Genomic DNA, 20,178 nt, shown 5'->3' on the forward strand with positions numbered 1-20,178 from the left:
AGTAGTGATACGTTCACGGTATGTCGACCGGCGGGACGTCCGTGACCTGTGTCCGGAAAAACGAGTCGAGGGGCCGACGCTTTCGAGTCGGCCATCCGCCCAATGGGGATCGGCTCACCACTGACCGGCCCGCGAGCGTGCTCAGTAGCCGCGCTGGATCAGATAATCCGCGAGTTCACAGAGCAACTCGCGGGCCTCGTTATCCGGCACGACCTCGAGGCGGTTCTTCCCCTGCTCGACCAGATCGCGGGCCGTCTCGTTGGCATAGGAGATCGAGCCCGCGTTCTCGAGTTCGGCGACCGCGTCGTCGATCTCGGCCTCAGTGACCGCGTCGACGTCGTCGGTGTCGACCAGGGTCTCGACGTCGACGCCCTGGTCGCGGGCGTGGACGGTGATCAGCGTCTGCTTGTTCTCGACGAGGTCGCTCCCTCGCTGTTTGCCGAGTTGTTCGCTGGGCACAGTCAGGTCAAGAACGTCGTCCTGGATCTGGAACGCGCGGCCGACATCGAGCCCGTAGCCGTAGAGCGCGTCGATCGTCTCGTCGTCGGCTCCCAGCAAGATCGCGGGGAGACACGCCGAGGCGGCGTACAGCACCGCCGTCTTCTGTTCGACCATCTCCAGATATTCGTCGGGCGAGACGTCAATACGTTCCTCGAAGGTAACGTCGAGCGACTGCCCCTCGCAGATCTTCGTACAGGTCGTCGCGAGGACGTCCAGTGCGTCGACGATGCGGTCCGGTTTGGCTCCCGTATCGAGCATGATCTCGAATGCCTTCGAGTAGAGCGTGTCGCCGGCCAGGATCGCCGTCTCGAGATCGTACTCCTTGTGGACGGCGGGGACGCCCCGTCGAAGGTCGTCGTCGTCCATGATGTCGTCGTGGATCAGCGTGAACGACTGGATGACCTCGACGCTGACTGCGGCGGCCATCACGTCTACCGGCCCGCTCCCGTCGAGTGCGTCGAACGAGCGGTACTCTGCCGACAGCGGCTCGACATCAGTCAGCGCCTCCGCCGTCGTCAGCAGGACGGCCGGCCGTAGCCGCTTGCCGCCCGCATCAAGCAGATACCGGGAAGCCTCGTAGAGTCGTTCTGGCCGCTTGACTGGCAACTCCTCTGGGATCGCGTCGTTGACCTGCTCGCGGCGCTGCCGGACCGCCTCGAGCACCGCCTCTTCGCGTGCCTCGGGGCTCGTCATATCAGTCGACTAGCTGGATGAGGTTCCCGTTACGCGTAACGTGAAGATCTCGGCCCATCTTGTACCCCTCACTCTCACAGAGGTTGACGTAGCTCGAGTAGCCACTCATGTCCTGGTGAGCAGGGATGATGTTCTGTGGTTGCAGTGCATCGAGCATCTTGTAGTGGCCCTCCTGATTGAGGTGACCCGAGACGTGAATGTCGTCGTAGACCCGTGCGCCCTGCATGCCGAGCAGTTTCTCAGCCTGGTAGCGCTGGCCCTCGTTGGTCGGCTCCGGAATGACGCGGGCGGAGAAGACGACCTTGTCGCCGTCTTCCAGTTCGTAGGGGGTCTCGCCGCGGGCCATTCGAGTGAGCATCGCACGGGGCTCGCCCTGGTGGCCGGTGACGATCGGCAGATAGTTCTCCTTGCCCTCGTTCATGATTCGCTTGAACGTGCGGTCGACGGACTTGCGGTGGCCAAACATCCCCAGGTCGGAGGGGAAGTCAACGAAGTCCAGTCGCTCCGCAGTCCCGGAGTATTTCTCCATTGATCGACCCAACAGTACGGGCTGGCGGCCGATATCGTCGGCAAACTCGACCAGCGACTTCACGCGGGCGATGTGACTCGAGAACGTCGTGGCGACGATGCCGCCGTCGTAGTCCTCGATGCTGTAAAGGACGTCCCGGAGGTGTTCACGAGCGACCTTCTCGGAGGGCGTTCGTCCCTTCTTGTTCGCGTTCGTACAGTCCTCGATATAACAGAGGACGCCCTCACCTTCGCGGCCGATCTCGCGGAAGCGCTCCATGTCGATCGGGTCGCCGATGACGGGCGTGTGATCCATCCGTTTGTCCAGCCCGTAGACGACTGCGCCTTCGGGTGTGTGGAGGACCGGGTTGATCGCGTCGATGATCGAGTGCGTGACGTTGACGAACTCGAGGTCGACCTTTCCGGAGTCGCCGAGCGACATCGTCTCGCCGGCTTCCATCTTGACGAGGTCGTTTTCGACGCCGAACTTCTGTTCGCCCTCGATCTGCTGTTTGACCAGCTCGATCGTAAACGGCGTCGCGACGATCGGCGCATCGTATCGGTGAGCCAGCTTCGAGATGGCACCGATGTGGTCGAGGTGGCCATGGGTCGGCACGATGGCCTTCACGTCGCCCTCGAGGTCGCTCATGACACGATCGTCCGGGATTGCACCCATGTCGATCAGGTCGAGACTGTGCATTCGCTCGGTTTCGACGTTGTCGTGGATCAGGACCTGCGAGAGGTTCAGACCCATGTCGAAGATGACGACATCGTCACCGGCGCGGACGGCAGTCATCTGCCGTCCGACTTCTTCGTAGCCGCCAATGGTTGCGATTTCGATTTCCATGGTTCCTTGTATTGAAAGCCGCTGTCTGGACTCTCATCGAAACGGTCCGCGGACGCCTAGTCGTACGGCCCCGGCGTCTTGCAGCGCGTCGGCCATCCCGCTATGCGCTCGGTGCGACGGCGGATCCGTCTTCGATAGCTCGCGACATCGCAAGCCCCGAACGCACTTGCCCGCGGGTTTCGCTAGTGGCCAGTACACGCCCGGGTGTTAAAAACGCAGTGGGTTGGATCGTCAGCCGCGACACCGGCCGTCTCGGCGGTTTCCGACCCGTTCGGGTAGACGAGGTGACCGTTCTGACACCGCAATTCATTTGCCGGTCGCCTCGAAACGGGTGTCAGTGACTATGCTTTCGGAGGGATCGTCGTGTACGTAATTATCGTCGGTGCCGGCGAGGTCGGCCGTTCGATCGCTGCGAACCTCGAGGATACCCACGACGTGGTCGTCATCGATCGCGATGACGATATGGTCGAGGAACTCACCTACTCACTGGACGTACTCACGATCCGTGGCGACGGAACCGATCTCGAGACGCTTCGCGATGCGGGGCTCGAGCAGGCGGGACTCGTCATCGCCTGTACGGACAACGACGAGACGAACGCGGTCGTCTGTGGCGCTGCGAAGGCAGCGACGGACGTGTTCACCGTCGCACGGGTGCGACGCCGGACGTTGCTCGAGACGTGGCAGGGATCGCAGGGTGCCTTCGGCGTCGACTTTATGGTCTGTACTGACCTGCTAACCGCACAGACGATCTTCCAGATCTCCGGCCTGCCGAGCGCACACGACGTCGATACGTTCGCTGGCGGCCTCATTCGGATGGCCGAGTTCGATATTCCGGCGGACAGCCCGATCGCAGATCGAACCGTCAGGGAGGCCGACTGTTACGATTCGCTCACGTTCGCCGCGATCTTTCGGGACGACGAGATGGTCGTCACGAGAGGTGACACGGTCATTCGAGCCGGAGATCGGGTCGTCGTCATCGGTAGCCCCGATTCGATCAACGACTTCGCCGACGAGGTCGCGATGATGCCCGAGGAGGCCGAAGAGGTCGTCATCGTCGGTGCCAGCGAGATCGGATTCCAGACCGCTCGCGAGTTCGAGGATCACGGGTTCCGTCCGCGATTGATCGAACGGGACCACGACCGGGCCCGCGAGGTCGCCGAAGCGCTGCCGAACACGATGGTCATGGAGAGCGACGCGACCGATACCGACTTTCTCGCCCGCGAACACGTCGATGAGGCCGATGTCGTGATCGCCGCCCTCGACAGCGACGAGAAGAATCTGCTCGTCTCCCTGCTCGCCGACCGCCTCGGCGTCGACCGAACTGTCGCTATCATCGAAACACCAGAGTATGCCGACCTCTTCGAGACCGTCGGCGTCGACGTCGCGATCAACCCCCGCGAGGAGACCGCCGAAGAAATCATCCGCTTTACCCGGACCGACCATACCGAGAAGGTAGCCATGCTCGAGCACGACCGCGCAGAGGTCCTCGAGATCGAGGTCGGTCCCGACAGCGTCCTCGTCGGTCGAGAGATCGCCGACGCGACGAACGACCTCCCGGAGGGGTCGTCATCGGTGCGATCTCCCGCGGTGGCGAACACATCACGCCCCGCGGGTCGACGGTCGTCGAACCCGACGATCACGTGATCGTCTTCGTCGACGCGGCCGCTCTCGACGACGTTATCGAACTGATCTAGCCGCCCCGAAACGCGACGGGAGCCGTCTCTCCGTTTCATCGCTCTACTCTCGGGCGAGCATCGTTTCTCTACCGGGTCTCGATCCGCAAGCGAATGCGCCACGAGTGACGACTCACTGCCGTCCGATTTCCGGCGGGCCCGACTATCGAATCGCCCGATAGCGAATAGCTGACTCGCGTTCAGTTACGCACGCCTCGATAGAGGACGTATGCGACGAAGAACAGGACGTATCCGACCGCGATACTAGTCGTGAGGAGCGAGCGTCCGACAGCGACGATGAGGAGAATGATGACGGGACCAACGAGCAGGAGCGAGTCGAAGACCCGATCCTCAGCACCTGATTCGAAAACCTGTCCGACGAGCGGGAGTTCGCTGGGCCTCATTGGTAGATCCCTCCGCGGCGGAAGACTGCCCGTAGCGTTACCAACACCGGAATGATCTCGAGCCGGCCGATCCACATGTTGAACAGGAACATGAGCTTGCCGAGCGTCGGCAGCGATTCCGGTCCAGTAATGCCCGCGGAGAGGCCGACGTTGCCCTGTGCGCTGGCGACTTCGAAGATGAGATTCTCGAGCGTATACTCGCCCTGCGGGAGGATCAGAAGGAGAATGAAGGTCCCGATAGCGAGGAACGTGAACCAGAGCACCGCGATGATCGCCGCTTCTTCGAACTCCTGGCGTACTTCTTGTTCGGTGAGGCGGCGACCGTTGATGTTCAGTCGCCGGACGGCAGTCTCGGGATAGAAGACGTCTGAGATGCGATATCGAATGCCTTTCAACAGCGTGAGTGCGCGGATTAGCTTGATTCCGCCGACCGTCGACCCGGCCGCACCACCGATGAGCATGCCGAAGGTAACGGTAAGCTGGGCCTGAGCTGACCAGCGGCCCAGCGCGACGTTGGTCGCGTCGGCGGCGGTCTGAAAGCCGTCACAGGTCGCTGCCGAGACGAACTGGAACGACCCATAGCGGAATGCCGTGAACAGGGAGTTGTACGTGTCACCGATATACACGAGCGCGGTCAGAACGAGCGTCCCGAGGCTCATGTAGATGAACACCCATCGGGTTTGGAGGTCCGAGTAGAGGTTCCGTAGGTCGCCCTGCAGGATGAGGTAGTGGACCGGGAACGCGATGCTGCCGAGCAGCATGACCGGGAGGAGTGCGAAGTCGATGGCCGCGCTGTCGTAGGTCGCAATTGAGTTGTCCGTAATCGAGAACCCGCCGGTCGCGAGTCCCGTCATGCCGTGGTTGATCGCTCCCCAGATCGGCATGCCCACGACCCAGAGAAGCAGGATCGAGACGAATAGTAACCCGGACAGCGCCTGGAACATTCGCCCCAAGTCTCGGCCGATCGTTTCCGTTGCCTCGTTCATGTGTCACTCTCCGCCCGTTCTGGGCTCACAAACGCGATGGGATCGTGACGATATGCTTGAGTCCAGTCGCTCAATGACGACCGCTGTGGTCGACCGATGCGCCACTGCGATCCGCTTCGTTGGATCATCATTATAACTGATCTTCGGGGTGCCCGAACACGTCTGTGAGTTCAGGTTCCGCTCCGAACGCCGAATAGATCGTGAGGAGATCGTTTGCCTTGATCGTCGTACTTCCCCGCGGCGTAATCGGTGGGTCCTCCCCTTCGCGTTCGATCGCGACGATCAGGACGTCCTCGGGGAGCAACTCTTCGTTCGCGGCCTCGATGAGTGTCTTCCCGTCGATCGGCGCGTTTTTTGTGACCTCAATCTCGAACACCTCTGCATTCTCTCCAATTCGCATATAATCGACGATTGCCGGGCGAGCGACCGCTCGGTAGAGGTACTCGGCAATGAGTTCCTGTGGGTTTTCCATCGTGTTGACGCCGATCTGGCGGAACACGTTCATATGTTCAGGGTCGTGAACTACTGACACGATACTGGGTGGTTTTGTGTTCCTGAGCTAGCAGACAGACCATGATGTTGGTCGCGTCTCGATCAGTCGTACTGATCAGGGCATCCGCGTTCTTGATTCCAGCGTCCAGAAGTGCACCGTGGGCCGTCGCATCGTCGTTGAGTACCAGACAGTCGTATTCACCAGCGACCTGATCCGCATGCTCAGGGTCGTTCTCGATGACGACGACTTCGTTTCCTGAGCGGGTTGCGATATCGATGAGCGGCATCCCGATATCGCCCGCACCGACGATGACGATATACATTGCGTCGGTCTTCTTGCGTAACCATTGAAATATATCGCTTTAGTGACTTCGATCGCTCGCTGTGGGCTCAAGTAGTACTAACTGAAAATCCCGAATCCCGTCGACTGCGGCGGATGAACGACGGGATCTCTTGCGAGGATATTACTCCCAGGGCCGTTTCCGTCGCTGTTGCCGTCTCGATCGGTCTTTGGATTCTGCCAGAATCCGTTCGATAGCCCAGCCGACCCACAGGAAGACGACCGTCATGAAGACGGCCATCTCAAGCCGGATGACTGACCCGTACCGGATGGTGAGGACGAGGGCCATGATCGCCACCGCGGCGACGACGACGCTGAAGACGTCGTAAAACGAGTGCGGGTGGCGAACGCTTGGTAATCGAACGCCCATATGTCAATATACGCGCGATTCGTATATAGGTCCTCGTCTCAGAGAGGTGAAACGGCGTTCTTCACTCCGAACCGGTCCGATCCGCGTCAGGATTCCAGTTGTTCCAAAGCGAGGACACTGCCGCGACGGAGGCCCGCTTACGATGGATTAATACGACCTAACCCAAATGCCGTTACATACCGTGTCCAGACGCGACTCTATGAGTGGGGTGTTTCTATGAGGCTTCGAACCGACTGGCGCGCTAGTTTTGCGCTCGTCGGAACCGTGCTCAAGTACCTCTCCGTCCCGCTAGTGATTCCCCTCGTTGTGGCCCTCATCTATAGCGACCCCGTGTTCCCGTTTATCGCAACTATCGCTCTCACGATCGCCGTCGGCTACGGCCTCGAGCAGCTCAGTCCGGACCCGGACCTGCAGATCCGCGAGGCAATGCTCTTCGTGGCGATCTCGTGGCTGGCAGTGGCGGTCATCGGCGCAGTGCCGTACGTGCTCGCGGGCTGGGGAACCGAATCGACGCTCGCTCATCCCGTCAACGCCCTGTTCGAGTCGATGTCCGGCTTTACGACGACTGGAGCGACGGTCCTTGGGGAGATCTCACTGGACAGTCACTCGCACGCGATCATGATGTGGCGACAGCTCACCCAGTGGCTCGGCGGGATGGGGATCATCGTGTTGATGGTCGCGATCTTGCCCGAGTTAGCGGTCAGCGGCGCACAGCTCGTCGAGTCGGAAGCGCCGGGGCCGCAGTTACAGAAACTCACGCCGCGAATCGCCGAGACGGCGCGTATCCTCTGGCTCGTCTACTTCGCGTTCACCATCGTTTACATCGGCCTTCTTTACGGGTTCCACCTCGCAGGGATGGCTCCTAATATGGGCCTTTACAACGCAATCGCCCACGGGTTTACGACGCTCCCGACGGGCGGGTTCTCGCCGGAGGCCGACAGCGTCGCGGCGTTTTCTGCGGTCGTGCAGTGGACTGCTATTCCATTCATGATCATCGCCGGGACCAATTTCGCCCTGTTCTGGCACGTCTTCAGCGGCGAGGGTCATCGCTTCGTCCGCAACTCCGAGTTTCGCGCCTACATTAGCGCGATTGCCGGGCTTACGGTCCTTCTTGCCGGGATGCTCTACGTCGGTACCGCGCCGGCGCTGGCGGAGCTCGGCGGCGTGACGGAGGGCGTGTTCGAGAACTCACTGCGACAAAGCGCCTTCCAGATTGCGTCACTGTTGACCTCGACCGGATATGCGACCAGTGACTTCGCAGCGTGGTCTGCGACCGGCAAGGTCGTGCTCCTGTTCGCAATGCTCGTCGGCGGCTGTGCAGGCTCGACCGGTGGCGGTGTCAAGGTCGTTCGATGGCTGATCGTGCTCAAAGTACTCCGGCGTGAACTGTTCACGGCCGCTCACCCTGAAGTCATCCGGCCGATTCGGCTCGGCGGGAACGTGGTCGACGAAGACGCCATTCGCGGCGTCCTCGGGTTTACCTTCATGTATCTCTTCATCTTCGCTCTCGCGACGCTGGTCATCATGCTCGACGCCAGCCGAATCGGTTACTCTCTCGAGCCCCTCGAGGCGTTCAGCGCGAGCCTCGCGACGATCGGAAATATCGGTCCCGGGTTCGGTTCGCTCGGCCCGTTCGGGAGTTATATCAATTTATCGTACAGTTCGAAGCTCCTGATGGTCTTCCTGATGTGGATCGGCCGCCTCGAGATCATCCCTGTCCTCGTCATGTTCACCGGCGGGTTCTGGACGCGCTAAAAAGACCGTCCGTCCTCTCTCACCTCTGCTCCCGCGTTCAGTCGATCGTCGTCCCCGGATTCTCGCCGTCGAGGAACGACTCGAGTGACTCGAGCCCGAAGATCGACGCCTCGGCCTCGAGTCCGAGTAGCGTCCGTACTTTGCCGGCCATCCCGCCGGTCACGTCGGTCGCCTCGCTCGCTCCGAGCACGTCGGCGACGGCATCGAAATCGTCGAGCCGATCGATCACGGTATCCGCCTCGTCCAGCACGCCGGGGACCGTCGAACAGAGTCCGACCCGGTCTGCCTCGAGCGCACCGGCGAGGGCTGCCACGAGTTCGTCGCCGCTGATGACGGTCGCACCTGCGCCGGCGTGGGCGATCACGTCGCCGTGGAGCACGGGGACGAACCCTTCCTCGAGCATCGTTTCGACCTGTCCGGTCGGCAGGTCGAGTTCCCCCTCGCCGTCGCGGTGGCCCGCTGAGAAGGGATGAACCGGCACCGCCTGTACCTTGCGCTCGAGCAGTCGACTCAGGACGAACTGGTTCAAGGTCTTCATCGCGCCGTGGATGGCGAGCGCCGCGCTCGCGTCGTGCGTTCCGTCGGTCGTACTGACGCCGTGTTCGCTGGCGTTGTGGTGGCCGAAGCTCCCGCCGCCGTGGACGATTACGAGATCCTCTCGACTGTCCTTCTGTGCCGCCGCGATCGCATCTGTCGTCCGCTCGAGCGCCTCGCCGTCGAGGGTCTCCGCTCGGTCCTTCTCGGTGATGACACTGCCGCCGAGTTTCAGGACGATCATTCGAGCCGTTCGACCCCCGTTTCGGCGAGTTCTGCGCGGAAAGCGTTCTCACAGCCCGGCGTAAAAGAGAGAGCCGTCTCCGTCTCCTCTGTGGGATCCAGCGCGACGATACAGCCGCCCCCGCCGGCACCGGTGAGCTTCGCACCGCGGGCACCCGCGTCGCGGGCCGCCCAGACCATCGTCTCGAGCGAGCGCGAAGAGACCCCCAGCGCAGCGAGGAGCCCGTGATTGAAGTCCATCAGCCGGCCGATTTCGTCGATGTCGCCGTCCGCGAGGGCGTCTTCGCCGTTCCGGACAACGTCACCGATGGCTTCGACCGTGTGGGCCGCGAAATCGTACTCCTCGCGCAGGTCGCGAACGCCCGCGACCAGCTGACCGGTATCGCCCGCGCCGCCGTCGAACCCGATCACGATCGGCAGCTCCGGGGCCTCGAGCGAGCGGCAGTCGTCGCCCTCGACGCGGACCGCGCCGCCGGTCGCCGAACAGAACGTGTCGGCCCGCGAGGCCTGACCGTCCTGAACCTGCGACTCCGTCTGATAGGCACGCTCAGCGAGTTCGGCGGGCTCGAGGGTGACGCCGAGTTCGCGGGTCGCCGCGTCGATGGCCGCGACGACGACCGCCGCCGAGGAACCGAGTCCCGCACCCAGCGGGATATCGCTCTCGATCGTGACGTCGAAGCCGGCGTCGTCCTCGCCGGTAACGTCTCGGACCTGTTCGATCGCACCATCAACGTACTGCGTCGCCGCCGTCACCAGCGGTTCTGGCACGTCGACGTCAGGTCGGCTGTCCGCCGTGGCTCCGTACTCGACCGTAAACCCATTTAGGCTGAGATCCTCGGCATTGACCCGGAGGCGTCCGTCATCGCGTCTGTGCACCGCTACTCGCGCCCGCCGTTCGATCGCACATGGAACGGCTGGTTCGCCGTAAACCACCGCGTGCTCCCCGAACAAGTATACCTTCCCGGGAGCGCTCGAGCGTGTCATGCCCGGCCGTTCGTCCGACGACGGTTAATAGCTATCTTTGTCGCATCGCCCAGCGGTGGGTCGGTCGGCCCACTGGAGTCGGACTTATGCCCCTGCGGGCGAACGTCGGTGGTATGTCGCTCGTCGTCCCGAGTGAACTCGTCGTCGATCGATTCCTGCCGACGGTCCGGGCAATGCTGGCCACTCGCCTCGCCGAGCACGGACTGACCCAACAGGAGATCGCCGCCGAACTCGGCGTCACCCAGGCCGCGGTCAGCAAGTATATCGGCGGCGAAAGCGGCGGTGACGATCGCTTCCGGGACGATCCCGAAACCGTTGCCACCGTCGACCGCATCGCGGACGGACTCGCTGGCGACGAGATGGACGGCTACGACGCCCTCGCCGAACTCCTCTCGCTCGTCCGCAGTCTCGAGGATCGGGGCCCCATCTGTGAACTCCACGAAGAGGTGATGCCCGAACTGCAGGGGCTTGGCTGTGATCTGTGCGTCCGCGGTCTCGATCCCGACGTGCGCGCCGAACGGGACGTCCTCGCGAACGTTCGGACGGCCGCGCGGACGCTCGCCTCGATTCCCAGCATGGCCGGCAATATCCCGAACGTTGGCACGAACGTCGGGATGTGCCTGCCCGATCCCCGCGACGAGACCGACGTCGCTGCGGTTCCGGGCCGGATCTACGCGATGAACGGCCGGATCGAGATTCCCGCCAACCCCGAGTTCGGCGCGTCCAAACACGTCTCGACGGCGGTCCTCGCCGCCAACAGCGTCGACTCCGAAATCCGCGGCGCGATCAACATCGCAACCGACGACGACCTACTCGAAGCTGCACGAACGATGGGCATCGACCCGCTCGAGTTCGACGCCGACTACGAGGACCGCGGCGCACACCTCCGAAGCCGGTTTGCGGACCAGGGGCGGGTACCAGCCGTCGCCTACCACCGCGGCGCGTTCGGTATCGAACCTGCGACGTACGTCTTCGGCGCGACGGCCGCCGACGCCGCTAACCGGATCGAAACGTTGCTCACAGAATCATCGTCACTGTGACACCGCCTCACTGACGCTGTGCTTTACTCCTGCGCTCAATTCTCGGTACGAGCAGCTCGAGTTTCGTCGTAGAACCCATTTTCCGACACTCAGTCACGGAGTCCACATTCCGAACTGCCACGTTCGCGTTCTCGTTCGAGCGTCCGACACCCGACGACCAGTTGGTCGGGAATCTCGTCGCCGGTCTGTCGCCATGGCTCGGCCGAGAGGACAGTAAAACTCGATCTCACCAGAATTACGTAGCAGGTCGATGTGATGGCGCTCTATCCATACCGCCACGAGAATGTCTATCGCATCGTGAACATTCTCCATTGCTTCCGGTTGACGTCTCTTTCGATAAACCGGTAACCCCATCCGTTTGATCGAACCCGTAACTCACCACCCACTACTCGAACCAATTTGATCCGAGAAATCGCTCACTCGGGGCAATAGCTGTGACTCGCACTCGAGCGCGGCAGCTCTTCGCGACAGGGCAGCGAGAAAACGGACAGTGTTGAAATCGACCGAATTAGACGCCGCTCTCGAAGTCCTCGAGCGAGTAGGACGGCTCGGCACCGCGCCGATCGAGGACCTCGTTGGCCAGCAGCCAGTAGACGACCGAGAGGGCCTTGCGACCCTTATTGTTCGTCGGGACGACGAGGTCGACGTTACTGACCTGGTTGTTCGAGTCACACATCGCGATGACCGGGATACCCACCGTGATGGCCTCCTTGACGGCCTGGGCGTCGCCGATCGGGTCCGTGACGACGAGCACGTCCGGCTCGATGTAGCCGTCGTACTTCGGGTTCGTCAGGGTGCCCGGGATGAAGCGACCGGTGCGGGCGCGAGCGCCGACGGCCTCGGCGAACTTCTCCGCCGGGAACCGACCGTACTGGCGACTCGAGGTGACCAGAATCTGCTCGGGGTCGTAGTTCGCGAGGAAGTCCGCGGCCGTACGGATGCGGCCGTCGGTCTTCGAGACGTCGAGCACATAGAGCCCGTCGGTCCGGACGCGGTGGATAAACCGGTCCATGTCCTTGGTCTTTTGCTGGGTCCCGATGTGGACACCAGCGCCGAGGTAATCCTCGACGGGGATCAGTAGGTCCGCCTCCTCGTCGGACATAACGTCGTCGTCGAGGGTCGGACCGGCGTCCTCCTCGTCGACGTCGTCGGCTTGTTCGGCGTCGGCCGCGGGCGATTCCTCGGCGTCGGCGGGCTGTTCGTCTACTGGCTCGACGTCGTCGGCGTCGGCGGCGGGGCCAGCCCCTTCGGCTGGCTCCTCGTCGATCGCCTCCTCGGCGGCGTCGAGCCCTTCCTGGGTTGCGTCGTTCTCTGTCATGTCGCGTCGTCTGCGATTCGAATGAGCTCGTTGAGCTTTGCGGTTCGCTCGCCGCCGACGGCACCCGTCTTGATGAAGGGTGCGTCGGTCGCGACGGCGAGGTGTGCGATCGTCGCGTCTTCGGTCTCGCCCGACCGATGGGAAACGACCGAGTCGTAGCCGTTCTCCGTCGCGAGCTCGATCGCGTCGAACGCGTCCGTCAGCGTCCCGATCTGATTCGGCTTGATCAGGATACTGTTGGCCGCGCCGCGATCGATTCCCTCGACGAGACGGTCGGTATTGGTGACGAACAAGTCGTCACCGCAGATCAGCGTCTGATCGCCGACCTCGTCCGTGAGATCGGCGAAAGCGTCGTAGTCGTCCTCGTCGAGCGGGTCCTCAACGTAGACGAGGTCGTACTCCTCGACCAGTTCCGCGATGTAGGCGATCTGTTCGTCGGTGTCACGGCTCCGGTCACTGTACTCGTACGTTTCTGACTCGGAATCGTACAACTCAGCGCCGGCGACGTCCAGTCCGAAGCCAATGTTAAAGCCGACCTCGTCCTGCACCATCGAGACCGCCTCGGCGACGATTTCGAAGGCCTCGCTGTCGTCGATCGACGGTGCCCACGCACCCTCGTCGCCCTTGCCACAAGGAACGTCGCGTTCCTCGAGCAGGTCGGCGACGGCGGCGTGGACGGCCGCGTTGGCGAAGACGGCGTCCGCGACACTGGGTGCACCGACGGGTGCAGCCAGGAACTCCTGAATGTCGGTCGCGTCGGCGGCGTGTTCACCGCCACCAACGACGTTGCCGAGCGGAATCGGGAAGTTGTCGCCACGGAACGTGCCGCCGAGGTGCTGGAAGAGCGGGGCACCGAGCACGTCGGCACCGGCCTTCGCGGCGGCCATCGAGATCGCGACCGCGCTATTGGCACCGATCTCCGAGAAGTCGTCGGTACCGTCGGCGGCGTGGAGCGCAGCGTCGACGTCGCGCTGGTTACCCGCGTAGACCTCGCCGACGAGGCGGGGAACGGCGTGTTCCCTGGCCGCGGCGATCGCCTCGCTCGGCGGCCGCTCGACGGCCTCGTACTCGCCTGTACTGGCACCGCTGGGTGCCGCAGCGCGGCCGAAGCCGCCACTTTCGGTTACAACATCGGCCTCGACCGTCGGGTTTCCTCGCGAGTCGAGGATCCGACGAAGCCGGATGTCGGTAATGAGCGTCATTTTCGATCGTACCCCCGCTTGACGGTAAACGGCAGCACGTCGGCATCGTACTCCTCGGCGGCGATGAGGATCGGTTGGGTCTGCTCGGTCTCGATCAACACCGGCGCGCCATAGGAGACCTGCAGCGCTCGAGCGCCGAGGATGCGTGCCTTCTCGTAGCGATTGTGCTGTTGTTGTTGCATTGTTACTGGTACGGGGAGACGACGTCGACTAGATCCTTGTGACTGACGAGCATGCGTCGACAGCAGTAGCGATCGACGCCGAGCTCATCGAGGACCATTTCGGGATCCTCGTCGCCCTCGTTTGCTCGTTCGTCGAACTCCTCCCAGTGTTCGGCGACGACGTTGCCACAGGTGAAACACCGGACCGGTACCATCATGCTTGAATCACCTTAGCGGTAGGACTTCTGGTAGCGCGCCCGAGCGCCCGGGCCGCCCCACTTCTTCGGTTCGGACTGACGAACGTCGTTGACCAGCAGCGACCGATCGAACTCCATGAACGCGTCGCGGAGTTCGGCGTCGTTCGAGTGCTGGACGATCCCGCGTGCGATGGCGGTCCGGACAGCGTCGGCCTGTCCACTGATTCCGCCGCCCTCGACGCTGACGTTGATGTCCATCTCGTCGCGCAGGTCCTCGCCCACGATGCGGAACGCCTCGAGCATCTTGAGCCGGGACATTTCGGGTTCGACCAGTTCGACGGGTTGGGAATTGATTCGAACGCGACCCTCGCCTTCGCGCACCGTAGCGCGAGCGACGGCCGTCTTTTTCTTGCCACTCGTGTTGGTTACCATGTGACGTTAGCACCTAACTGTTCGGACACTTCGTGTAGGTGGACGAAGCGGATGTTCGACAGGCGGTCCAGCGACGTCCCCTCGATCACTTCCGTTTCGTGATCGTCGTCGTTCTCGTAGGGATTGCCGACGTAGACGCGGACGCTGTCGAGTGCCTCGCGGCCACGGGTTTTCTTGTACGGAAGCATCCCGCGAACGGACCGCTTGAAGATCATGTCCGGTCGTTTGGGGTAGTACGGCCCGCGGTCCGAGCCAAGTTCTAGCCGCGTACGGTACGTCTCGAAGATGTCATCCTCGTCGCCGGTGATAACTGCGTCCTCGGCGTTGACGATCGCAACACGGTTGCCGTCCAGCGCGCGCTGGGCGACTTCGCTTGCGACGCGACCGAGAATACAGTCCTGTGCGTCGACGACGAGATCTGCGTCAAACTCTGCGAGACTCATCGAATCACTCGGACGTTAGACCCTTCGGGGTTGTTCTCGAGTACTTCCTCGAGCGGTACCGTTTCGCCGACCTGATCGATCTTCGTCTCTGCGGACGAAGAGAAGTTGACGGCGGCGACGGTAACGTTTTTCTGTAGTGCGCCGGATCCCAGCACTTTGCCAGGAACGACGACAGTCTCTTCTTCGCGTGCGTATCGCTCGATGCGGCCCAGGTTCACCTCAGCGTGGGTGCGCCGGGGCTTCTCGAGTCGATCCGCAACGTCTCGCCAGACATCGGCGTCCGTTTCGCGGGACGTCGACTTCAGCTCGGCGATAAGATCGTTGAGCCTCGGATTAGTCTTGCTACTCATTGGTATCCTCCAACTGCTAACTGATCGACGACGCGAGGAACTGCGCCGTCGACTGTGGAATCGAAATTGTTGTACTGCCGACCGAACTCGGTCGTGAAGCGATCGCATACTGCTCGAGCGCCTCTCGACTGTCGGTCGGTCGTAGAGAAGTGATGCAGGGAGCAGGATTTGAACCTGCGGACTCCTACGAGACAGCGCCCTGAACGCTGCGCCGTTGGCCTGACTTGGCTATCCCTGCTCGCACTTCCGTCTACCCGTCGCCCCTTCAAACCCCTTTCGATTCCAGCGGACGCGCAATCGCCGGTCTCGTCGCTCACGGCGTCGGCGAGTGGCGCGTCCTGAATGGGTTGGGGGCGTCGGTTCATATCTACAGCTGTACTGCGTCTTCGAGTTCGGTCGCGCGTTCCGCGATCGTGTCCGCGGCCCGCGTCACGAGCTCTTCGATGGGGAACGAGCCGTCGGTCTCCACGTGGAAGACGAAGGCGTTGGGCACGTCCTCGATCCGGACCTCCTTGCCCGGGTAGCGGTTCGAGAGATCGTGGTCGAATTCGCTCGTCGAAACAAGCTCACCATCGTCCTCGATCACGCCGCGGATGATCCGGCTCTCCTGGTCCTCGAACTCGGGGAGCTCACCGTCGACCTCCACGCGCTGGAGGTGTCGGTAGCCAACTGCGACCCCGCCCTGATGTTTGGCGTGGTCTTTCCCGCGGTCGATGACGGCATCGGCCTCGGCCTCGAAGCGCTGGCCGTCCTTGAGCTCGATGATCGGGACGTTTTCCTCAGCGGGTTGAACGAGATCATCGCTGGAGACGAGATCGCCGGAATACGCGGTGGCCGGCCCTTCGACGTCGATCGAGAGCGTGACGGTCTCGTCCTCGCCGAACTCGCCGACCGGTGGCGTTGTCAGCGGGACGAGCCCGAGACGCAAGGCGAGTTGCTCGTCGAACATAACTGACGAGTTCTCGACGAACCGGACGGTGTCGATTGCCATCGTCGGCACGTCGGCGACCATCGCTCGACGGATGCCGTTGGCGAATCCGGGTGTCACGCCGCGAACGAGGAACCGTGCCTCACGATCCTCGCGTTCGACGAACTCGACGTCGTACTCTGCACTCATGGTCTAGTAGCCGCCCTTCCCTTTGGGAGCGCGCGATCCGTCGTGTGGGATCGGCGTGACGTCCTCGATGCGCCCGATCTCGATGCCCGAGCGGGCAAGCGCACGGATCGTCGCCTGTGCGCCCGGACCGGGGGACTTCTGAAGGTTGCCGCCGGGGCCGCGCACGTGAACGTGCAGGCCCGTGATGCCGGCTGCTTTGACCTCTTCGGCGACGGACTCGGCCATCTGCATGGCCGCGTACGGCGACGCCTCGTCGCGGTTCTGCTTGACCGCCGTCCCACCGGAGGACTTGGCGATCGTCTCCGCGCCCGTGAGGTCGGTCACGGTCATGACGGTGTTGTTGAACGATGCGTGTACGTGGGCAATGCCCCATTTTTCGTCCTGACTCATGTTACTGACCCTCCGCGCGTTCGGGGTGGAGATCGTCCGCGAGCGGGCTGTTCTCGTCGAAGGCCACCAGATCCTCCTCGTCGATATCGATGACGTAGGAGGGGACGAGGTGGCGCTGACCGTCGACCATGATGTGGCCGTGCGTGATGAACTGACGAGCCTGCTGGGCCGTGTTCGCCAGCCCATTGCGGTAGACGATCGTCTGCAGTCGGCGTTCGAGGATGTCCTCGATCTCGAGCGACAGGATGTCGCCGAGTTCGTCGGTCTCGTCGAGGATGCCGACGCGTTTGAGCCGACCGAGGAACTCCTCGGAGCGGCGGATGACGGTTTCGTCGTCCTGGGCCTGGCCGAGCAGTTCTCGGGCCTCGCGCCGGTAGGAGCGAAGCTCGGACTGAGCACGCCAGAGCTCTTCCTTGTTGGAGAGCCCGTAGCGGTCGACGAGGGAGTGTTCGGAGGCAATGCGCTCACCCTGGTAGGGGTGGTTCGGCGTCTCGTATTGCTTGGTGTCAGTGCCGAGTGGCATTATTCACCCTCGTCCTCTTCTTCGGCGGCGGCGGCCTCTTCGGCCTGTTCTTCGCGGATCTCTTCGACGTTAACTCCGATGGTGCCCTCCGTACGACCGGTGGACTTGGTTCGCTGACCGCGAACCTTCTGGCCCCGCTTGTGGCGAGAGCCTTTGTAGGAGTCGATCATCTTCATCCGGTTGATGTCATGTTGTCGAGTCAACTGGAGATCGTTGCCGATCTCGTGAGTCGTTTCGCCGCTGTAGAAGTCGTCCTGACGGTTGTTGAGCCAGTCTGGGACTTCGTCGGCGTAATTCTCGACGACTTCGATGACGCCATCGATGACGTCATCGTCGAGTCGGCCGAACGTCGCCGTTCGGTCGACACCCGCTTCCTCGGCGATGAGCCGGGAGGTTCGTCGACCAATCCCGTTCATCTCCGAGAGCGAGCGCTCGACGGACTTCGTCCCATCGAGGTCGGTTTGCCCGATGCGAACGAAGTATCGAAGATCTTCGTCGTCTTCTTGTTCTTGAGGTTCTTCGGCGCTCATGTGTCGTGTATCTGTGTCTGGTCTGCGTGCGTTGCAAATGACTGGCGGGAAAACGCCAGTGAAGTGTCCGACGTTGTGGCGGGGATTTGAACCCCGGAGGCTTAACGCCACATGGTTAGCAACCATGCGCCTTGGGCCGCTTGGCTACCACAACACCGTTCGTCTATCATCGCCCTCTCGGACTCGGGGATCACTCCCCTGCACGTATTGCATCCGAATCTATCCCCGTCTCCTACTTAAGGGCAACGAAAGGTCGCGGCGGGCCGTGTGACTCTGTCTCCCGTGTTACTCCTGCTCGAGATGAAGACCGAGCGACCGACGACGTGGGGCCGATGATGGTGCTACGCGCCGGCGTACTCCTCGATGTACTTCTCGTTGATCTCCCACTGGCCCTCCTCGTTCTGGACCATGTACTCCCCGTAGTAGGGCACTCGACCGGCGACGGTATCACGGAAGGCCTCGCGGATCTCCGGTTTCGTCATCTCGCCCATCGATTTGAGGTCGTCGTTGCGGTTGAGACAGCCCTTGAGGTAGCCCTCGTGGGTGACCCGAACGCGGTGACAGTTCGCACAGAAGGTGGGGTTCTCGACGGGGTCGACAATCTCGACCATGCCGTCATTTATCCAGTAGCGCTTCCGGTCGTGCATCTCCCGATGTTCGATCTCATCGGCCTGCTCCGCCAGCCACTCGTGGACGCGCCCGATATCGATATTCCACTCCGGCTTGCCTGTCAGTTCGGGCATATACTCGATCAACTGCAGTTGGAGCCCGTCGTTTTCCGCGACATGGTCGACCATTTCCGGCACGTACCCCGCCGTGTGCTCGAAGACGACCATGTTGAGTTTGACTGGGTCGAGCCCCGCATCTAGCGCGGCCTCGACCCCCTCGAGCACCGTCTCGTAGGCCCCGCTCTTCGTCACGGCGGCGAAGTCCTCCGGATCGAGCGCGTCCTGGGAGACGTTGACCCGCTCGAGACCCGCGTCCACGAGATCCTCGGCCCGACCGGGGAGGAACGTGCCATTCGTGGTCAGCGAGACCTCCATCCCATCCGGCGTGCGCTCGATGATCTCCTCTAAGTCCTGCCGAAGCATCGGCTCTCCACCGGTGAACTTGACTGCGTTGACGTCGAACTCCGCGGCGACCTCGAGAAACCGGACGACGTCGTCGGTCGACATCTCGTCGTCCTGCGGGTCCATCGGTCCGCGAGTGTCCCCGAGTCCCTCATTGTGACAGTAGACGCAGTCGAAGTTACACCGATCGGTGAGGGAGACGCGAACCCCAGAGACCTCCCGCCCGAATTCGTCGGTGAGCATACCATCTATTTGCAGACGGATCCGCTTAAACACGCCGGGAATTTCGGCCGCTCGTAACCGATTTCGGTTTCCATATGTTGTCAGCATACTAGAGGATCGATGCGTCGCTCGCTGCCCGGCTGGGCCCGGTATCTTGGTCATCGGCGTGGTGGTTCTCTCCATGAGTACCATCGCGGCACTCTCGGTTCCCGCCGCGGAGTTCGCGCTTCATCACACGCTCGAGGCGACGGACGGCCTCGCCGTGGAGATCGAACGCGTCGTCGCGTACGATCCGGATCACGTAATGCCGTACGTCTGGTTCGCTGGCGACGAATCGACGCTTGCGACCGCCGATGACGCACTGTCGGACGACCCTAGCGTCGACGAGTTCGAACCGTTGACGGATCTCACCGACGAGTGTCTCTATCGAATGAACTGGGTGGACGACGTGATCGTCATACTGCACCTGCTGACCGAAGAACAGGCGACGATCCTCGATGCACACGTCGAGAACAAAGCGTGGCGATTCCGGGTCCTCTTTCCCGAACGAGAGGCGCTCTCTCGGACCTACGACTTCGCGACCGAGCAGGGACTTTCCATCGGGATTCAGAAGGTTCACCGACTAGAAGAGAATCGCCACGGTCGGTTTGGCCTCACCGACGCTCAGTACGAGACGCTGGTTGCGGCCCTCGAGCGCGGCTACTACGAGATCCCCCGAGAGATGGATATGGACCATCTATCGGACGAACTCGGTATCTCGCATCAGGCGCTCTCCGAGCGACTCCGGCGCGCACATCGAACGCTTGTCGCGGAGATCGTCGACGTCGGCGAGTCGGACAAGGAGTGATCTGCAT

The 20,178-nt window shown here is 62.3% G+C and carries 21 protein-coding genes, 2 tRNA genes and 3 pseudogenes; 4 read left to right on the plus strand and 22 right to left on the minus strand.

The window, feature by feature from the left end:
* Positions 1 to 141 precede the first annotated feature (141 nt).
* Positions 142 to 1,194, minus strand: coding sequence for a polyprenyl synthetase family protein (locus tag K6I40_RS08590; RefSeq protein ID WP_222918635.1), 1,053 nt, complete (start codon positions 1,192 to 1,194; stop codon positions 142 to 144).
* A 1-nt stretch (position 1,195) separates the two neighbouring features.
* The gene (locus K6I40_RS08595; protein WP_222918636.1) at positions 1,196 to 2,548 is read right to left on the minus strand and encodes a ribonuclease J; all 1,353 of its coding nucleotides are present in this window, start codon (positions 2,546 to 2,548) and stop codon (positions 1,196 to 1,198) included.
* Between the two features lie 363 nt (positions 2,549 to 2,911).
* Between K6I40_RS08595 and trkA the strand changes: the two are divergent.
* Positions 2,912 to 4,242: pseudogene (gene trkA, locus K6I40_RS08600) on the plus strand (Trk system potassium transporter TrkA).
* Between the two features lie 179 nt (positions 4,243 to 4,421).
* Here the strand turns inward: trkA and K6I40_RS08605 are convergent.
* The 4 genes and pseudogenes from K6I40_RS08605 to K6I40_RS08620 all read right to left on the minus strand — a co-directional run bounded on the left by K6I40_RS08605 (position 4,422) and on the right by K6I40_RS08620 (position 6,813).
* Positions 4,422 to 4,625 (minus strand): hypothetical protein, encoded by a 204-nt coding sequence (locus K6I40_RS08605; protein ID WP_222918637.1) that lies wholly within the window; start codon positions 4,623 to 4,625, stop codon positions 4,422 to 4,424.
* Positions 4,622 to 5,542, minus strand: a pseudogene (locus tag K6I40_RS08610) (potassium transporter TrkG); the annotation flags it as partial. The pseudogene K6I40_RS08610 and the gene K6I40_RS08605, both read right to left, overlap by 4 nt.
* 199 nt (positions 5,543 to 5,741) lie before the next feature.
* Positions 5,742 to 6,426 (minus strand): annotated as a pseudogene (locus tag K6I40_RS08615) (TrkA family potassium uptake protein).
* Between the two features lie 141 nt (positions 6,427 to 6,567).
* Positions 6,568 to 6,813, minus strand: a complete 246-nt coding sequence (locus K6I40_RS08620) for a hypothetical protein (protein ID WP_222918638.1) — start codon at positions 6,811 to 6,813, stop codon at positions 6,568 to 6,570.
* Between the two features lie 216 nt (positions 6,814 to 7,029).
* On the opposite strand from K6I40_RS08620, the gene K6I40_RS08625 reads away from it, so the two are divergent.
* Positions 7,030 to 8,568 (plus strand): TrkH family potassium uptake protein, encoded by a 1,539-nt coding sequence (locus K6I40_RS08625; RefSeq protein WP_222918639.1) that lies wholly within the window; start codon positions 7,030 to 7,032, stop codon positions 8,566 to 8,568.
* Between the two features lie 37 nt (positions 8,569 to 8,605).
* On the opposite strand, the gene K6I40_RS08630 is transcribed toward K6I40_RS08625, so the two are convergent.
* Positions 8,606 to 9,346: an isopentenyl phosphate kinase gene (locus K6I40_RS08630; protein ID WP_222918640.1), complete on the minus strand. Its 741-nt coding sequence runs from the start codon at positions 9,344 to 9,346 to the stop codon at positions 8,606 to 8,608.
* Positions 9,343 to 10,329 (minus strand): mevalonate kinase, encoded by a 987-nt coding sequence (gene mvk / locus K6I40_RS08635; RefSeq protein WP_222918641.1) that lies wholly within the window; start codon positions 10,327 to 10,329, stop codon positions 9,343 to 9,345. Before mvk ends, K6I40_RS08630 begins: the two co-directional genes overlap by 4 nt.
* A 113-nt stretch (positions 10,330 to 10,442) precedes the next feature.
* Between mvk and K6I40_RS08640 the strand changes: the two genes are divergently transcribed.
* Entirely contained in the window at positions 10,443 to 11,369 is a 927-nt protein-coding gene (locus K6I40_RS08640; RefSeq protein ID WP_222918642.1) for a thiamine-phosphate synthase family protein, read from the plus strand.
* Positions 11,370 to 11,877: 508 nt separating this feature from the next.
* On the opposite strand, the gene rpsB is transcribed toward K6I40_RS08640, so the two are convergent.
* The 14 genes from rpsB to moaA all read right to left on the minus strand — a co-directional run bounded on the left by rpsB (position 11,878) and on the right by moaA (position 19,345).
* Complete coding sequence (rpsB, locus tag K6I40_RS08645; RefSeq protein WP_222918643.1) at positions 11,878 to 12,687, minus strand: 30S ribosomal protein S2; 810 nt, start codon at positions 12,685 to 12,687, stop codon at positions 11,878 to 11,880.
* Positions 12,684 to 13,889 carry a phosphopyruvate hydratase gene (gene eno / locus K6I40_RS08650; protein WP_222918644.1) on the minus strand — a complete coding sequence of 402 codons (1,206 nt, stop codon included), beginning with the start codon at positions 13,887 to 13,889 and terminating at the stop codon, positions 12,684 to 12,686. Before eno ends, rpsB begins: the two co-directional genes overlap by 4 nt.
* Positions 13,886 to 14,071 carry a DNA-directed RNA polymerase subunit K gene (locus K6I40_RS08655; RefSeq protein ID WP_222918645.1) on the minus strand — a complete coding sequence of 62 codons (186 nt, stop codon included), beginning with the start codon at positions 14,069 to 14,071 and terminating at the stop codon, positions 13,886 to 13,888. The genes eno and K6I40_RS08655 overlap by 4 nt, the downstream gene beginning before the upstream one ends.
* 2 nt (positions 14,072 to 14,073) lie before the next feature.
* Positions 14,074 to 14,268, minus strand: a complete 195-nt coding sequence (locus K6I40_RS08660) for a DNA-directed RNA polymerase subunit N (RefSeq protein ID WP_180841420.1) — start codon at positions 14,266 to 14,268, stop codon at positions 14,074 to 14,076.
* A gap of 12 nt (positions 14,269 to 14,280) precedes the next feature.
* Positions 14,281 to 14,679, minus strand: coding sequence for a 30S ribosomal protein S9 (locus K6I40_RS08665; RefSeq protein WP_222918646.1), 399 nt, complete (start codon positions 14,677 to 14,679; stop codon positions 14,281 to 14,283).
* The gene (locus tag K6I40_RS08670) at positions 14,673 to 15,122 is read right to left on the minus strand and encodes a 50S ribosomal protein L13 (RefSeq protein WP_222918647.1); all 450 of its coding nucleotides are present in this window, start codon (positions 15,120 to 15,122) and stop codon (positions 14,673 to 14,675) included. Before K6I40_RS08670 ends, K6I40_RS08665 begins: the two co-directional genes overlap by 7 nt.
* On the minus strand, positions 15,119 to 15,472 hold the full coding sequence (locus tag K6I40_RS08675) for a 50S ribosomal protein L18e (RefSeq protein ID WP_222918648.1): 354 nt from the start codon (positions 15,470 to 15,472) through the stop codon (positions 15,119 to 15,121). The genes K6I40_RS08670 and K6I40_RS08675 overlap by 4 nt, the downstream gene beginning before the upstream one ends.
* Positions 15,473 to 15,625: 153 nt before the next feature.
* Positions 15,626 to 15,710 (minus strand) — tRNA-Leu (locus tag K6I40_RS08680).
* A gap of 129 nt (positions 15,711 to 15,839) precedes the next feature.
* On the minus strand, positions 15,840 to 16,589 hold the full coding sequence (locus K6I40_RS08685; RefSeq protein ID WP_222918649.1) for a DNA-directed RNA polymerase subunit D: 750 nt from the start codon (positions 16,587 to 16,589) through the stop codon (positions 15,840 to 15,842).
* Positions 16,590 to 16,592: 3 nt separating this feature from the next.
* Positions 16,593 to 16,979, minus strand: a complete 387-nt coding sequence (locus K6I40_RS08690) for a 30S ribosomal protein S11 (RefSeq protein WP_222918650.1) — start codon at positions 16,977 to 16,979, stop codon at positions 16,593 to 16,595.
* Position 16,980: 1 nt separating this feature from the next.
* Complete coding sequence (locus tag K6I40_RS08695; RefSeq protein ID WP_222918651.1) at positions 16,981 to 17,502, minus strand: 30S ribosomal protein S4; 522 nt, start codon at positions 17,500 to 17,502, stop codon at positions 16,981 to 16,983.
* Entirely contained in the window at positions 17,502 to 18,032 is a 531-nt protein-coding gene (locus K6I40_RS08700) for a 30S ribosomal protein S13 (protein WP_222918652.1), read from the minus strand. The genes K6I40_RS08695 and K6I40_RS08700 overlap by 1 nt, the downstream gene beginning before the upstream one ends.
* Positions 18,033 to 18,103: 71 nt before the next feature.
* Positions 18,104 to 18,186, minus strand: a tRNA-Ser gene (locus K6I40_RS08705).
* Positions 18,187 to 18,373: 187 nt separating this feature from the next.
* On the minus strand, positions 18,374 to 19,345 hold the full coding sequence (gene moaA, locus K6I40_RS08710) for a GTP 3',8-cyclase MoaA (RefSeq protein WP_222918653.1): 972 nt from the start codon (positions 19,343 to 19,345) through the stop codon (positions 18,374 to 18,376).
* Positions 19,346 to 19,505: 160 nt separating this feature from the next.
* Here moaA and K6I40_RS08715 point away from each other — a divergent pair, with 160 nt between their 5' ends.
* The gene (locus K6I40_RS08715; protein WP_222918654.1) at positions 19,506 to 20,171 is read left to right on the plus strand and encodes a helix-turn-helix domain-containing protein; all 666 of its coding nucleotides are present in this window, start codon (positions 19,506 to 19,508) and stop codon (positions 20,169 to 20,171) included.
* The last annotated feature ends 7 nt before the right edge of the window (positions 20,172 to 20,178 follow it).

Origin of the sequence: Natrinema sp. SYSU A 869 (assembly GCF_019879105.1) — an archaeon.
In the GTDB taxonomy this organism is placed as follows: Archaea; Halobacteriota; Halobacteria; order Halobacteriales; family Natrialbaceae; genus Natrinema.